This window comes from Nonomuraea sp. B5E05, assembly GCF_039880665.1.
In the GTDB taxonomy this organism is placed as follows: Bacteria; Actinomycetota; Actinomycetes; order Streptosporangiales; family Streptosporangiaceae; genus Nonomuraea.
This window is the reverse complement of the sequence record NZ_JBDPMJ010000001.1, coordinates 23,007-36,996: the sequence shown is the minus strand read 5'-3', so window position 1 is coordinate 36,996 and position 13,990 is coordinate 23,007. Positions and strand designations below refer to the sequence as shown.

General features: G+C 70.6%; 13 protein-coding genes. 7 read left to right on the top strand and 6 right to left on the bottom strand.

Annotated elements, in window-relative coordinates:
* Window positions 1-9 precede the first annotated feature (9 nt).
* From ABGB01_RS00170 to ABGB01_RS00155, 4 genes are read left to right on the top strand one after another with little or no spacing between them, the layout of a single operon-like run.
* Entirely contained in the window at window positions 10-1,257 is a 1,248-nt protein-coding gene (locus tag ABGB01_RS00170) for an LLM class flavin-dependent oxidoreductase (RefSeq protein WP_347768960.1), read from the top strand.
* Window positions 1,254-2,126, top strand: coding sequence for a TIGR03619 family F420-dependent LLM class oxidoreductase (locus ABGB01_RS00165; RefSeq protein WP_347768958.1), 873 nt, complete (start codon window positions 1,254-1,256; stop codon window positions 2,124-2,126). Before ABGB01_RS00170 ends, ABGB01_RS00165 begins: the two co-directional genes overlap by 4 nt.
* A 56-nt stretch (window positions 2,127-2,182) precedes the next feature.
* Window positions 2,183-2,992 (top strand): HipA family kinase, encoded by an 810-nt coding sequence (locus ABGB01_RS00160; RefSeq protein WP_347768956.1) that lies wholly within the window; start codon window positions 2,183-2,185, stop codon window positions 2,990-2,992.
* Window positions 2,989-3,366, top strand: a complete 378-nt coding sequence (locus tag ABGB01_RS00155; protein WP_347768954.1) for a DUF3037 domain-containing protein — start codon at window positions 2,989-2,991, stop codon at window positions 3,364-3,366. The genes ABGB01_RS00160 and ABGB01_RS00155 overlap by 4 nt, the downstream gene beginning before the upstream one ends.
* Window positions 3,367-3,387: 21 nt before the next feature.
* Here the strand turns inward: ABGB01_RS00155 and ABGB01_RS00150 are convergent, their stop codons facing one another.
* From ABGB01_RS00150 to dxr, 4 genes are all read right to left on the bottom strand, one after another.
* Window positions 3,388-4,230, bottom strand: a complete 843-nt coding sequence (locus tag ABGB01_RS00150) for a GNAT family N-acetyltransferase (RefSeq protein ID WP_347770142.1) — start codon at window positions 4,228-4,230, stop codon at window positions 3,388-3,390.
* 72 nt (window positions 4,231-4,302) lie between these two features.
* Window positions 4,303-5,907 (bottom strand): alpha/beta hydrolase, encoded by a 1,605-nt coding sequence (locus ABGB01_RS00145; RefSeq protein ID WP_347768952.1) that lies wholly within the window; start codon window positions 5,905-5,907, stop codon window positions 4,303-4,305.
* Between the two features lie 192 nt (window positions 5,908-6,099).
* Window positions 6,100-7,263 (bottom strand): flavodoxin-dependent (E)-4-hydroxy-3-methylbut-2-enyl-diphosphate synthase, encoded by a 1,164-nt coding sequence (ispG, locus tag ABGB01_RS00140; RefSeq protein ID WP_347768950.1) that lies wholly within the window; start codon window positions 7,261-7,263, stop codon window positions 6,100-6,102.
* A gap of 38 nt (window positions 7,264-7,301) precedes the next feature.
* A complete protein-coding gene (dxr, locus tag ABGB01_RS00135; RefSeq protein ID WP_347768948.1) occupies window positions 7,302-8,492 on the bottom strand; it encodes a 1-deoxy-D-xylulose-5-phosphate reductoisomerase in 1,191 nt (396 codons plus the stop codon).
* A gap of 197 nt (window positions 8,493-8,689) precedes the next feature.
* On the opposite strand from dxr, the gene ABGB01_RS00130 reads away from it, so the two are divergent.
* Together ABGB01_RS00130 and ABGB01_RS00125 are read left to right on the top strand one after the other, a co-directional pair.
* The gene (locus ABGB01_RS00130) at window positions 8,690-9,697 is read left to right on the top strand and encodes a peptidase (RefSeq protein ID WP_347768946.1); all 1,008 of its coding nucleotides are present in this window, start codon (window positions 8,690-8,692) and stop codon (window positions 9,695-9,697) included.
* Window positions 9,698-9,752: 55 nt separating this feature from the next.
* The gene (locus ABGB01_RS00125; RefSeq protein ID WP_347768944.1) at window positions 9,753-11,009 is read left to right on the top strand and encodes a trypsin-like serine protease; all 1,257 of its coding nucleotides are present in this window, start codon (window positions 9,753-9,755) and stop codon (window positions 11,007-11,009) included.
* A 13-nt stretch (window positions 11,010-11,022) separates the two neighbouring features.
* Here ABGB01_RS00125 and ABGB01_RS00120 read toward each other — a convergent pair whose 3' ends face one another.
* Window positions 11,023-11,550, bottom strand: coding sequence for a GNAT family protein (locus tag ABGB01_RS00120; RefSeq protein ID WP_347768942.1), 528 nt, complete (start codon window positions 11,548-11,550; stop codon window positions 11,023-11,025).
* A 75-nt stretch (window positions 11,551-11,625) separates the two neighbouring features.
* A complete protein-coding gene (locus tag ABGB01_RS00115; protein ID WP_347768940.1) occupies window positions 11,626-13,053 on the bottom strand; it encodes an aldehyde dehydrogenase family protein in 1,428 nt (475 codons plus the stop codon).
* Between the two features lie 290 nt (window positions 13,054-13,343).
* Between ABGB01_RS00115 and ABGB01_RS00110 the strand changes: the two genes are divergently transcribed.
* Window positions 13,344-13,970 carry a TetR/AcrR family transcriptional regulator gene (locus tag ABGB01_RS00110; RefSeq protein WP_132605232.1) on the top strand — a complete coding sequence of 209 codons (627 nt, stop codon included), beginning with the start codon at window positions 13,344-13,346 and terminating at the stop codon, window positions 13,968-13,970.
* The last annotated feature ends 20 nt before the right edge of the window (window positions 13,971-13,990 follow it).

Sequence of the window (13,990 nt, the reverse complement as noted above, 5' to 3'; positions counted from 1 at the left end):
GGCCCAACGGTGAAGTTCTCTATCTTCCTGAATCCGCAGATTCCCGGCTCTGGCTACGCGGCCGAGGAGAACGCCAAGGCCAGGCGGCCCATCGGGCGTGACACGGAGTCGTACCAGAGGTTGCTGCACGAGGTGCGGGAGATAGCCGTCCACGCCGACCAGGTCGGGTTCGACGCGCTGATGATGACCGAGCACCATTTCCATTCGGAGGGCATGGAGTTCTCGGTCAACCCACTCATGTTCCTCACCGACCTGGCCGCCAGGACCGAGCGCATCCTGCTGGCGCCGCTCGGCCTGGTCCTGCCCGCCTGGGACCCGATCAGAGCCGCCGAGGACGTGGCGTTGCTCGACCAGTTCTGCAAGGGACGGCTGCGCCTCGGCGTCGCCCGCGGCTACCAGAACCGCTGGATGAACGTGCTGGGCCAGCGCTGGCACGCCGCCGCCGCCCGCTCCGACGGCTCGGCCTCCGACACCCGCAACTTCGACGTCTTCGGCGAGGTGCTGAAGATCATGAAGCTGGCGTGGACCCAGGAGACGTTGCGCTACAAGTCCGACGTCCTGGACTACCAGGTGCCCTTCCCGTACGAGGGCATCGAGGGCTGGCCGGCGCAGGAGTGGACCAGGACGTTCGGCGCGCCCGGCGAGCTCGCCGACGACGGCACGGTGCGGGCCGTCTCCGTCTGCCCCAGGCCGTACCAGAACCCGCACCCCGAGCTGTGGCAGCCGTTCACGATCTCCGACCGGTCGGTCATCAGGGCCGCCCAGGAGGACATCATGCCGTGGATGTTCACCCCCAACCCCGACGACCACGCCCAGAAGGCCAGGCTCTACCAGGAGGAGTCCGCCAAGCAGGGCCGCCACTACAAGCTGGGCGAGCACACCGGCATCCTCAAGATCGTCGGCATCGCCGACACCACCGAGGAGGCCATCAACACCTTCGGCCGCAGCATCCCGAAGGACTTCGCCGCCTTCTTCGGCCCGTTCGGCTACCTCGAGGTGCTGCGGAAGAAGGAGGACGAGAAACACAAGCCGATCTCCCCGGAGAAGGGCGACGCCAAGCGCATGAACGACGTGGAGATGGCGCTCTTCGGCACCCCCGACGACGTCAAGCGCGGCATCCAGCGCATGCTCGACCGGATGCCCGACCTGGAGTGGTTCGGCCTCTACATGCAGGGTCAGCAGGGGGTGCTGCCGCTCGACACGGTCAAGCGCAACCTGGAGATGTTCGCCACCAAGGTCGCCCCGGAGTTCCGATGAAGATGTGGCTGGGGGCCTCGTTCTCCGACACGGACCAGTTCGTGGAGCTGGCGCGGGCCGCCGAACGGTGCGGCTTCGACACGCTGACGCTCTCCGACCATCTCTTCTACGCCGATTTCGCGACGCCGTACCCGTACTCGAAGTCGGGGCGGCCGCGCTGGAACGCGCGGACGCACTGGCCGGACGTGTGGGTGACGATCGGGGCCATGGCGGCGGTGACCACGTCGCTGCGGTTCGCCCCCAACGTCTACATCGCCCCGGTGCGCGACCTGTTCACCGTGGCCAAGCAGGTGTCCACGGCGGCGGTGTTGTCGCGGGAGCGGGTGACGTTCGGGGTGGGGGTGGGCTGGTGCAAGGAGGAGTTCGTCGCGACCGGCCAGGACTTCCACACGCGGGGGCGGCGGCTGGACGCGATGGTGCCCGTGCTGCGCTCGTTGTGGGCGGGCGAGACGGTCACCCTGGACGGGCTGCCCGCCCTGTCGATCTCCCCGGTCCCCGCCGGGCGCATCCCCGTCCACGTGGGCGGTGACAGCGAGGCCGCCCTGCGCCGGGCGGCGCGGCTGGGCGACGGCTGGATCGGCAACCGCATCTACACCGAGGAGCAGCTCGACCCCGTGCTCGACACGCTCCGCCGGCACCTCGACGCCAACGGCAGGAGCGGGCAGCCGTTCGACATCATCGCGCCGCTCGCGGTGCCGCCGGACGCCGGCACGTACCGGCGCTTCGCCGCCAAGGGCGTGACGGGAACGCTGGCCGCGCCCTGGTGGCTGGCTACCCCGGAAGAGAAGGCCCGGTACGGCGAGGACACCCTGGAACTCAAGATCGCCACCATGGAGCGCTTCGCCGAGGAGGTCGTCGCCAAGCTCTGACCCGCCCGCCTGGCCGCCCGGCCCGGGGTAACTGGAGGGGGCGATAACCTCGTCTCGTGCTGGAAAGGATCGCGGCCACGCGCTACGTGACCCCGCTGCGCGAGGGCGGGTCGCTGCCGGGCGTCGTCGAGGCCGACGACCTGGGCACCTACGTCGTGAAGTTCCGTGAGGCGGGCCAGGGCCGGCGGGTGCTCGTCGCCGAGATCATCGCGGCCGAGCTGGGCCGCCGGCTGGGCCTGCGGACACCCGAGCTCAAGCTCATCGACCTCGACCCCCAGCTCGGCGTCAGAGAGCCGGACGAGGAGGTGCAGGACCTCCTCAAGGCCAGCACCGGCCTCAACCTGGCGATCGACTTCCTGCCGGGCGCGCTCGGGTTCGACCCCCTGGCCTGGTCGGCCGATCCGGTGTTCGCGTCGAGGGTGGTGTGGTTCGACGGCCTCATCCACAACATCGACCGGAGCTGGCGCAACCCCAACCTGCTGGTCTGGCACGGCGACACCTGGCTGATCGACCACGGCGCGGCGCTCTGGTTCCACCACAACTGGAAGACGGCCGACCCGCGGCGGCCGTTCGACGCCGGCGACCACGTGCTCGCGCCGTTCACCCGCGACGTGGCGGCGGCGGGCACCGAGCTGGCCGCGAAGATCACCCCTGAGCTGCTGGAGGCCGTGACGGCGCTGGTGCCCGGCGAATGGCTCGACGGCGAGCCCGGGTTCGGCTCGGCCGGCGCCGTCCGCGAGGCCTATGCCGATCACCTGCTCCGGAGGGCCCGAGAGCCGCACGACTGGCTGGTGTCCTCCGAGCAGAGGGCGCCCAGGCAGGGGCCGGGGTCCGTCGGCGAGTTCTGGCGGGGAGGCGGCCGGTGACCAGGGACGTCTACGAATACGCGGTGATCCGCGTCGTGCCCAGGGTCGAGCGGGGCGAGCAGATCAACGCGGGCGTGCTGCTCTACTGCCAGCCGCGCGGCTACCTGTGCGCGCGGGTCGAGCTCGACGCCGGCCGGCTGAGGGCCGTCGATCCCGGCGCCGACCTCGACGGCGTACGCCGGGCGCTGAGCGCGTACGAGCTGGCCTGCGGCGAGGAGGCCGGTCCGCTGGAGGGCGAGTCGCTCGGCGGCAGGTTCCGCTGGCTGACGGCCCCGCGCAGCACGATCGTGCAGGCCGGGCCGGTGCACGCGGGGCTGACGAGCGACCCTGACACCGAGCTGGCCAGGCTCTTCGACAAGCTCGTACGCCTCTGACCGGGGGCGGGCTCCCGCGCGCTAGAACAGCACCGACATGAAGGTGTCGACCTCGTGGAAGCCGACCTTGCGATAGACCGCGCGCGCCGATCGGTTGTAGTCGTTGACGTAGAGCGTGACCACGGGTGCGAAGCAGCTCAGCGCGGCCTCCACCGTCGCGGCCATGCCCGCCACGGCGTGGCCCCTCCCCCGCAGCTCGGGGGCGACCCAGACACCCTGGATCTGGCAGGCGTGGGGCGTGACCGCGCCGATCTCCGCCTTGAACACCACCCGCCCGTCCTCGATGCGGGCGTAGGAGCGGCCGATCCTGATGAGCTCGGCGACCCTGGTGCGGTAGAGGGCGCCGCCGTCGCCGAGGTTCGGCGACACCCCGACCTCTTCGGTGAACATGGCCACGCACGCGGGCAGCAGGATGTCGAACTCCTCCGGCCGCACCCGGCGGACGAGCGGGTCGGCGGGCACCGGCGCCTTGTGCGAGGTGGCCATGACCGGCTGCGCCCAGCGGATCGCGCGGGCCCGGCCCCAGTGCGGCTCCAGCCGCTCCCACAACAGGGAGACAGCGTCGGCGGGACCCACGATGGACGAACACCGGCGCCCCTGCTTGCGGGCGCGGTCGGCGAACGCGTGCACGGCCTCAGGACCGGCGTTGACCGGCACCATGTTGGCCCCGGCGTAACAGAGTGACACGAGGCCACCGCGCGGCCCGAATCCCCACATCTGCCCGCCCAGCCTCGCCGGATTGAGTCCGACGGCCCGCACCCGGGAGGAGACGAAGACGTTGGCGACCGGGTCGGAGTCAAGCATGGCGAGAACTTCGTCCCGGTCGCTGTCGTCGAGCACGCGCGACGCCGATGTTCGCAGCATCACACGGTCAGACTACGCGAAGGGTTACCGATTAGCTCATCTGGCGATGCCCGCGGTAACCGATTCTTGACGTCACCCTGCGCCGAGCAGCCCCAGCAGCCCGAGAGCGCTCAGCAGATCGTGCCGCTCCGGCGGCTTCGCGGCCATGCGGGCGGACGCGCTCGGCTCGGGCAGCGCGCGGCACCCGGCGTCCCGCGCCGGCAGCGAGCCGTCACTCAGGTACGCCGCCAGGTGCCCGTCCACGCACTGGTTGCCCCCCAGGGACACGCCGTGGTTACCCCCCTGCTCGACCACCAGGCGGGAGCGCGGGAAGAGGCGGTGCACCGTCAGCGCCCCCCTGTAGGGTGTCGCGGCGTCGTCACGGGACTGCAGGATGAGGATCGGCGGCAACTTCGGCGACCCGTGCACCTCGACCGGCTCGCCGCCACGCACGTGCCAGAACGCGCACGGGGCGTTGTACCACGCGTTCGGCCAGGTCAGGAACGGCGCGCTGCGGTGCGACCTGGTCATGTCGGCCCGCCACCTGTCCCAGTCGCGCGGCCAGCGGGCGTCGCGGCACTGGACGCCCAGGTAGACGGCGTAGCTGTTCTCGTCCGCCGCCTCGACCTTGCCGTGCTTGTCGTAGAGGTCGACCAGGCCCTTCACCTCGCCCTTCCGGACGTAGTCGGACCAGGCCGCGGCGAACGCGGGCCAGAGCTTGTCGCTGTAGCCGGCGATGGTGAACGTGTCGTCGAGCTCGCTCGGCCCCACGATGCCGCCTGCCGGGCGATCCCTCAGCCTGTCACGCATCGCGTAGTAGGCGAACGACGTCTGCTTCGTGGTGCTGCCGAGCGTGTAGACGGAGTTGTGCTCGGCGACCCAGCCGAGGAAGAGGCGATGGCGGCGTTCGAAGGCGGCGTTCTGCCTGAGGTTGGCCTCGTACCACACCGCGGTGGGGTCGACGACGCTGTCCAGGACCAGCCGCTTGACACGCTGCGGGAAGAGCGTGGCGTAGACGGCGCCGAGGTAGGTGCCGTACGAGTAGCCGAAGTAGCTGATCTTCTGCTCGCCGAGGGCGGCGCGGATGGCGTCCATGTCCCTGGCGGAGTTCTCGGTGGTGAGGTGCGGCAGCAGCCAGGCCCAGCGGTTGCCGCACGCGTTCGCGTACGAGGCCGCCCGGCTGAGCAGCACCCGCTCCTCGGCCCGCCCGCGCGGCACGGCGTCCGGCCGCGGCGCCTTGTAGTAGGCGCCGGGGTCGACGCAGCGCATCGCCGGCTCGCTCGCGCCGACGCCGCGGGGGTCGAAGCCCACGATGTCGTAGCGGTCGCGCAGGTCTCCGGGCAGGTTCCTGGCGACGTACGAGGTGAGGTTGCGGCCGGACGCGCCGGGGCCGCCCGGGTTCACCAGGAGCGTCCCCAGGTGGTCGGCGTCCCGCGACGTCTTGGCCTTGATCCGGTTGATCGCCACCTTGATCGAATGTCCGAGCGGCTCGCGGTAGTCGAGCGGCACGCGCACGGTGGCGCACTCCAGGCCGGCCTGCGCCGGCTTTCCCGACACCTGGGGACACGGCCCCCAGGCCACCGCGGCCGGCGCGGCCGGCGCGCCTCTCGCTCCGCTGGCCACCGCCATCCCGTCCGCGCTGACGATTACGGCGACGAGCACCGCCGTTCCGGCGACAATCCCGACTACCCGTTTCACCCGGCCCCCTCCCATGTCATAGGCCTTGCGATGCTCCCGTACGTGAGCGGGCCATGACGCTGGGTATGGGCAAATGCTTGCCATCATGTAATGGATCGGTTGCAAAGAGTGAAGGGCGACATGCGGCCCGCGGACGCCGGAGACCCCGGGCCGATGGCGGGCCCGGGGTCTCCGTGTGGGTCTAAGGGCAGGTCAGCCGACCGTGACCTGAGGGCCGGCGTCGTCGTCGAGATCGATCTCGACGCCCATCTCCTCGGCCAGCCGCATGGCCTCCTCGATCAGGGTCTCCACGATCTGCGACTCGGGCACGGTCTTGATGACCTCGCCCTTGACGAAGATCTGGCCCTTGCCGTTGCCTGAGGCCACCCCGAGGTCGGCCTCGCGGGCCTCGCCCGGCCCGTTGACGACGCAGCCCATGACGGCCACCCGCAGCGGGACCTTCATGCCCTCCAGCCCTGCCTGCACCTGGTCGGCCAGCGTGTAGACGTCGACCTGGGCCCGCCCGCACGACGGGCAGGACACGATCTCGAGGCCGCGCTCGCGCAGCCCGAGCGACTCCAGGATCTGGGCGCCCACCTTGACCTCCTCGACCGGCGGCGCGGACAGGGACACCCTGATCGTGTCGCCGATGCCCTCGGCCAGCAGCGCGCCGAAGGCGACGGAGGACTTGATCGTGCCCTGGAAGGCCGGCCCGGCCTCCGTGACGCCCAGGTGCAGCGGGTAGTCGCACTGGGCGGCCAGCAGGCGGTACGCGTTGATCATCACGACCGGGTCGTTGTGCTTGACCGAGATCTTGATGTCTCTGAACCCGTGCTCCTCGAACAGCGAGCACTCCCACAGGGCCGACTCCACCAGCGCCTCGGGCGTGGCCTTGCCGTATTTCTGCAGCAGCCGCGGGTCAAGGGAACCGGCGTTGACGCCGATCCTGATCGGCACGCCGTGCTCGGCCGCGGCCTTGGCGATCTCCCCGACCTTGTCGTCGAACTTCTTGATGTTGCCCGGGTTGACGCGCACGGCAGCGCAGCCCGCCTCGATGGCCGCGAACACGTATTTCGGCTGGAAGTGGATGTCGGCGATGACGGGGATCTGCGATTTCCTGGCGATGACGGGCAGCGCGTCGGCGTCGTCCTGGGACGGCACCGCGACACGCACGATCTGGCAGCCGGAGGCCGTCAGCTCGGCGATCTGCTGCAGGGTGGCGTTGACGTCGGCGGTCACCGTGGTCGTCATCGACTGCACCGAGACGGGGGCGTCGCCGCCCACCGGCACGCTGCCGACCATGAGCTGGCGGGAGTGGCGGCGTTCGGCGAGCGGCTTGGGGCGCACCGCCGGAATGCCGAGAGCTACAGATGACATTTCAACCCTTACTGTGACGACGCTTTCAGTCTAGGTAGTCAGCGGGACTGCCCCGCTGTGAGTTCGGCCGCACGGGCCCGGGCCCAGGCGTCGGCCGCCAGCACCTCGTCGACGGAGCCGGCCGGTGTGACGTCGTGCTCCTCGACGACCTGGGCGACGGTGTCGACGATCGCCAGGAACGGCAGGTCGCCGCGCATGAACGCGTCGAGGCAGGCTTCGTTGGCGGCGTTGTAGACGGCCGGCGCGGTGCCGCCCGCGCCGCCGACGTGCCTGGCGAGCGCGACGGAGGGGAACGCCTCGTCGTCGAGCGGCTCGAACGTCCACGTGTGCGCTTTGGTCCAGTCGATGGGGCGGGCCGCGCCGGGGATGCGGTGCGGGTGGCCGAGCGCCAGCGCGATGGGCAGCCGCATGTCGGGCGGGCTGGCCTGGGCGATGGTGGAGCCGTCGACGTATTCGACCATGGAGTGAATGATCGACTGCGGGTGCACCACGACCTCGATGCGGTCGAAGCCGAGGTCGAACAGCAGATGCGCCTCGATCACCTCCAGCCCTTTGTTGACCAGGGTGGCGGAGTTGATCGTGATGACCGGCCCCATTGACCAGGTCGGGTGGGCCAGCGCCATCTCGGGGGTGACGTCGGCCATCTCGGCGCGCTTCATCCCACGGAACGGCCCGCCGCTGGCGGTGACCACGAGCTGCTTGACCTGCGCGGGGTCGTAGCCCTCTGGCCCCGAGGCCCACAGGCACTGCTGCAGCGCCGAGTGCTCGGAGTCGACCGGCAGGATCTGCCCCGGCTTGGCCAGCCGCTTGACCAGGGGCCCGCCGATGATGAGGGACTCCTTGTTGGCCAGCGCGAGCGTTCTGCCCGACTCCAGGGCGACCAGCGTGGAGGTCAGGCCGAGCGCGCCGGTGATGCCGTTGAGCACGGTGTCGCACGGCCACGCCGCCACCTCGGCGACGCCTTCGGGGCCTGCGAGCACCGTGGGCTGCGCGCCGTGCGCGGCCAGCGCCTCCTTCAGCGCCGGCACGGCCGAGGCGTCGGCCACCGCCACGACCTCGACGCCGAACTCGGCCGCCTGCCTGGCCAGCAGGTCGACTTTGCCACCCCCCGCCGCCAGCCCTGTAACCGTGAAGCCGCCGGGGTCGGCGGCGATGACGTCGAGTGCCTGGGTGCCGACCGAGCCGGTGGAGCCGAGCACGACGACGGAGCGGAGGGTCTGTTCATGCACCCGTCCATTGTCCCCGCTGCGTGGCGTACTCGGGCACGAGACCCCGATCAGCCGCAAAGTGCCTTACTTATGTGACGCGAGATAACACAGTAGATTCGTGCCGGAATATCGCCATATCGGATCGCGCAAATCTCGAGAAAACGGGATATCGATGCCACTACCTTCCGAAGCTCACGTTCGGTTTCGGGAGGCACGTAATGCACCGCAAAGTTGCTCTGATTTCCGCCCTGGCCCTCGCCGCGGGGAGCGCCGCCCTGCTCCCGGCGAGCGGGGCGCAGGCTCACGTAGGGATGCGGCCGGAGCCCGCGCCCGCGCAGAAGGCGGCTGCGGATTCGGCGTCCGAGCGGCGCCAGGTCCTGACGTACTGGACGGAGCGGCGCATGGAGGCGGCCAAGCCGCTGAACGCGCCCGGACCCGAGGCCAGGGCGAAGAAGACCATGGCGGAGCCCGCCGAAGGCACCCCGTGGACAGCGCCGCCCAGCGGCGCGCGGAAGAACGGCGCGGCGTTGCAGGCGGCCAGGTCGTCCGGCACGCCCTGGACGCGCGGCGGCGCCGTCGTGAAGACCACCGGCCGGGTCTTCTTCACCACGCAGGGGCGCAACGCCTCATGCTCGGGCTCGGCCGTGACCAGCGCGAACAAGAGCGTGGTGCTGACCGCCGGCCACTGCGTGAAGATGAACGGCGCCTTCCACACCAACTGGGTCTTCGTGCCCGGCTACGACAACGGCAAGCGCCCCTTCGGCACCTGGGCCGCCACCCGGTTGCTGACCACACCCCAGTGGAACGCCCGCGAGGACATCAACTTCGACATCGCCGCCGCGGTGGTCGCGCCGCTGGAGGGCAAGACGCTCGTGGACGTCGTGGGCGGCCAGGGCGTGGCCTTCAACCAGCCCAGACGGCAGCCGATGTACGCCTTCGGCTACCCGGCGGCGGCGCCGTACGACGGCTCGAAGCTCATCCACTGCAGCGGCCGGACCTTCGACGACCTCGCGATGTCGAAGGACCACGGCCTGACCTGCAACATGACCGGCGGTTCGAGCGGCGGTCCGTGGATGCTGAACTTCAACGAGTCGACCGGCCTCGGCACGCAGAATTCGGTGAACAGCTTCAAATACAACTTTGCCCCGAACTGGATGTTCGGCCCATATTTCGGAAATGAGGCTCAGGCCGTCTACCAGACGGCACAAAACACCAACGCCCTCTGAGCAACTTACCGAAAGTAGTCACAAGAACACATCTCGTGGTGCAGACTCGGGGGGCATGACCCTGAGCACCCCCATGCTCGCGGGGGCCCCGCTCCTCGCGGGGCTGATCGGCTCCGCGCTCGTCGGCGCGGCCCCGGCCCCGCAGCAGGCCGCGCCCCCCGTCACCGCACCCGTCACCGCACCCGTCACCGGGTCCATCAGCAGGTCCGGCACCGGGTCCATCGCTGGGTCCATCACCGGGTCCGGCACCGGGTCCATCACTGGGTCCATCGCTGGGTCCATCACTGGGCCCGCCTCCGTGGCACGGCTGGACGGCATAGTCGAGCACGTGGCCGCGCGCACGCCCGCCGACCAGCAGCGCGTGCTCGACTACTGGACACCGCAGCGCATGGCCAAGGCCCTGCCGATCGGGCTGCTCGGCCTCGTCACGCGCGACAAGGGCCTGCTGAGCGACCAGACCGGCGGGCGCCCGCTGAGCGCTCTGCCCGGCGGGCGCGCCCTGAGCGGTCTGACCGGCGGGCGGGCGCTTCCCGCCCTCACCGGCCAGGCCGCCGGTCAGGCCGTTCCCGGCCGCACGGCGGGCACCGTCGTGCGTCGCCGCCACGCGGCCGCCGCACCGAGCACCAGCACCGTCGGCACCCGCTGGGCTTCTGGCGGCCTCGTCGCCAGAACGACGGGCCGCGTGTTCCTGACCGTCGCCGGCGCCGACTTCGTCTGCTCGGCCAGCACGGTCAGGAGCGCCAACAAGGACCTCGTGGTCACCGCCGGCCACTGCGTCAAGGACGGCGCCGGCGAGTGGGCGGCGAACTGGACGTTCGTCCCGGGCTACGGGTCCGGCGGGCGGGCGCCGTTCGGGCAGTACGCCGCCCGCCGCATGTTCGTCGCCGGCCCGTGGGCGCGCAGCGGCGACGACAACTACGACGTCGGCATGGTCGCCCTGGCCACGTCACGCGGCAGGCACGTGGCCGACGTGGTCGGCACCCAGGAGATCGCCTTCAACGCGCCACGCGGCGGCCAGGCGTTCGGCTTCGGCTATCCCGCCGATCCGCCGTACAACGGCGGGCACCTGGTCTACTGCGCGGGACGGTTGCGGGACGACCCGCACAAGGAGACCCGCGACCAGGGCCTCGGCTGCGCCATGACGGCGGGCTCCAGCGGTGGCCCATGGATGACCACGTTCAACACCGCCACCGGCAGGGGCACGATCACCTCGCTGAGCAGCTTCAAGTACAGCGACGACCAGCGCACGATGTACGGCCCCTACCTCGGCGACGCCGCCAAGGCCCTCTACGCCATGGCAGGACGCGCCTGACCGGCGTGCCGGCTCATTTCAGCTCCGACTCCAGCAGCCCCATCATGAGGAAGTCGTGCCGCTTCCCCTTGGTGCGGAACGACTCGCGCCGCCGCCCCTCCTCGACGAACCCCACCCTGGTGTACGCCCGCACCGCCGCCGTGTTGTCGGCCACCACCCAGAGCGTCACCCGGTGCAGACCCATCTCCTCGAAGGCGTACCTGCAGATCAGGCGCAGCGCGTCCGTCGCGTAGCCGCCTCCCTGGTGATCACGGTCACCGATGGCGATGCTCTGGAGGGTGGCCTCGCCCTGGATGAAGTCGGTGTCGCCGAGCGCGACATAGCCGATCAGCCGCCCGCCGTCGAGCGTCTCGATGCCCAGCGACATCTGCTCGAAGGTGTTGCGCGGCCGGTTGGCGCCCTTCTCCATGTTCTGGGCGAGGGAGATGGGCGGCGAAGCGTCCATCCACCTCCCCACCTCCGGATCGTGATACCACCGCCACAGGGCTTCGCTGTCAGCGGGTTCGAGGGCGCGCAGGCGCACGCGGTCTCCGGTCAGCATGAGATCTCCCAATAAGTAGACCGGCTACCTCTACCAGGGTGCCGACAGGCGGAGCAACGCCTTTTCCCGGGCTCCTCAGAGCGGCAGCCCGGTCAGCACCATGACCTTCTCGTACGTGTAGTCCGTCATCGCCGAGCGCAGCCCTTCACGTCCGACGCCCGAGTCCTTGACCCCGCCGTACGGCATCTGGTCGGCCCGGTACGACGGCACGTCGCCGACGATCACGCCGCCCACCTTCAGCTGCCTGTTGGCCAGGAAGGCGGCGTCCAGCGACCGCGTGAACACTCCGGCCTGCAGGCCGTACGCGGAGTCGTTGACCATCGCGTAGGCCTCGTCGGCGGAGGCGGCGGGCTGGAGGATCATGACGGGCCCGAAGACCTCCTCGCGGGCCACCTTGGCGTCGTGGGGCACGCCGGCCAGCACCGTCGGGGCGTACGACGTCCCTTCGCGGACGCCGCCCGCGAGCACCTCGGCGCCGGCCGCGACGGCCTCGTCGACCCACTGCTCCACGCGCTCGGCGGCGGCCTCGGAGACGAGCGGGCCCACCTGGGTCTTCTCGTCCGCGGGGTCGCCGGTGACGAGCCCCTTGACCGCCGGGACCAGGCGCTCGACGAAGGCGTCGTAGACCGGTTGCTCGACGATCACCCGCTGCACGGCGATGCAGCTCTGGCCGCCCTGGTAGTTGGAGTAGAGGGCGATGCGCCGCGCCGCCCAGTCGAGGTCGGCGTCGGCCAGCACGACGGCCGCCGCGTTGCCGCCCAGCTCCAGCGTGACGTGCTTGCGCGGCACCTGGTCGGCGATGGCGTACCCGACGGGCGCCGAGCCGGTGAACGACACCACGGGCAGCCTCGCGTCCTGCACCAGGCCGGCGGCCCGCTCGTTCGGCACCGGCAGCACCGAGAACATGCCCGCGGGCAGGTCGGTCTCGGCCAGGATCTCGCCCAGCAGCAGCGACGACAGCGGCGTGGCGGGCGCGGGCTTGACGATGACGGGGGCGCCGACGGCGATGGCCGGGGCGACCTTGTGCGCGACGAGGTTCAGCGGGAAGTTGAACGGGGTGATCGCCAGCACGGGCCCGTACGGGACCCGCGACACGTACGCCAGGCGCCCGGCCGCGGCCGGCTCGGTGTCGAGCCGCTGCGCCTCGCCGGACCAGCGGCGGGTCTCCTCGGCGGCGAAGCGGAACGTGGCGACGGCCCTCGTGACCTCGCCGCGCGCCCAGAAGATCGGCTTGCCGTTCTCGGCGGTGATCAGGCGGGCGATCTCGTCGGCCCGCTCCTCGATGCGCCGCGAGACGTGGGCCAGCGCCTCGGCCCGCACGTGCACGGGCAGCGCGGCGGCCTGATCCGCGACCGCGTGCGCCGCGGCGATGGCCTCCTCGACCTGCGCGTCCGTGGGCACGGAATGCCTGCCGACCTCGCGGCCGTCGTGGGGGTTGGTGACAGTGAGCTCGGAGTCCCCGGTCGCTGGGCGGCCGGCCAGCCAGAAGGTACGCACGTCCATAGTTCAGACGTTATGCGAAGCGGACGTTCGGGGATTGCACCATGGTGCACAAGACTCTCGAGGGACCCCACCGTTAAGTACAAGCTCTGTTGTATACCCATGATGTAACGGAACTAGACCCAATTCGGGATGTTTACCGTGCGGAGTGGTTTGAGCAATCGTCGCTCTGGCTAAGTCATCGGATGCGGGTCTACAGCGTGGTGGGCCCCCGATCAGAAAGGCGTGGGCCCCGTGACCGAACACCGTGAGGTCACAAGGACACATAGCTCCTTGGCCGCTGAGGAGGTCTCATGACCTCGGCGCCGCTGGGGCTCCAGGGTGCTTACCTCAAGGGAGAGCGCGCCAGCCACGACGAACTCCGCTCCCACCTCCTCGACGTGGCCGTCAACCTGCTCGAGACCGACGGCCCCGACAGCCTCACCATGCGCAGGATCGCCGCGGAGGCGGGGTGCACGACGACCGTCATCTACACGATGTTCGGCAACCGGGAGGGCCTGGCGGAGGCGCTCTATCTGGAGGGGTTCGAGCGCTTCCGCCGCTACCTGGAGTCGGTGCCGCAGCGACGCAGCCCGTTCGAGCACCTGACCGCCCTCGGGCCCGCCTACCGTCAGGCGTGCCTGTCGGAGCCCGGCTACTACAGCCTGATGTTCGAGCGGGCGATCCCCGGCTTCGAACCGAGCGAGCGCGCGAGGACCCTCGCCCGTGCGGCACTCAACATCCTCGACCGCGTGATCGCCGACTGCATCTCCGCCGGCTACCTCATCCCGACCCAGCCCCGCAAGATCGCGGACGCGCTGTGGGCGGCGGCCCAGGGGGCGATCAGCCTGGAGCGCGCCGGACATCTGCGCGACGGGCGCACGTTCGAGGCGGTCACCATGGCCACCATCTGCTGCTACCAGGTCGACAAGCAGGCCTGACCGGTTCCCCGGCCCCGCCG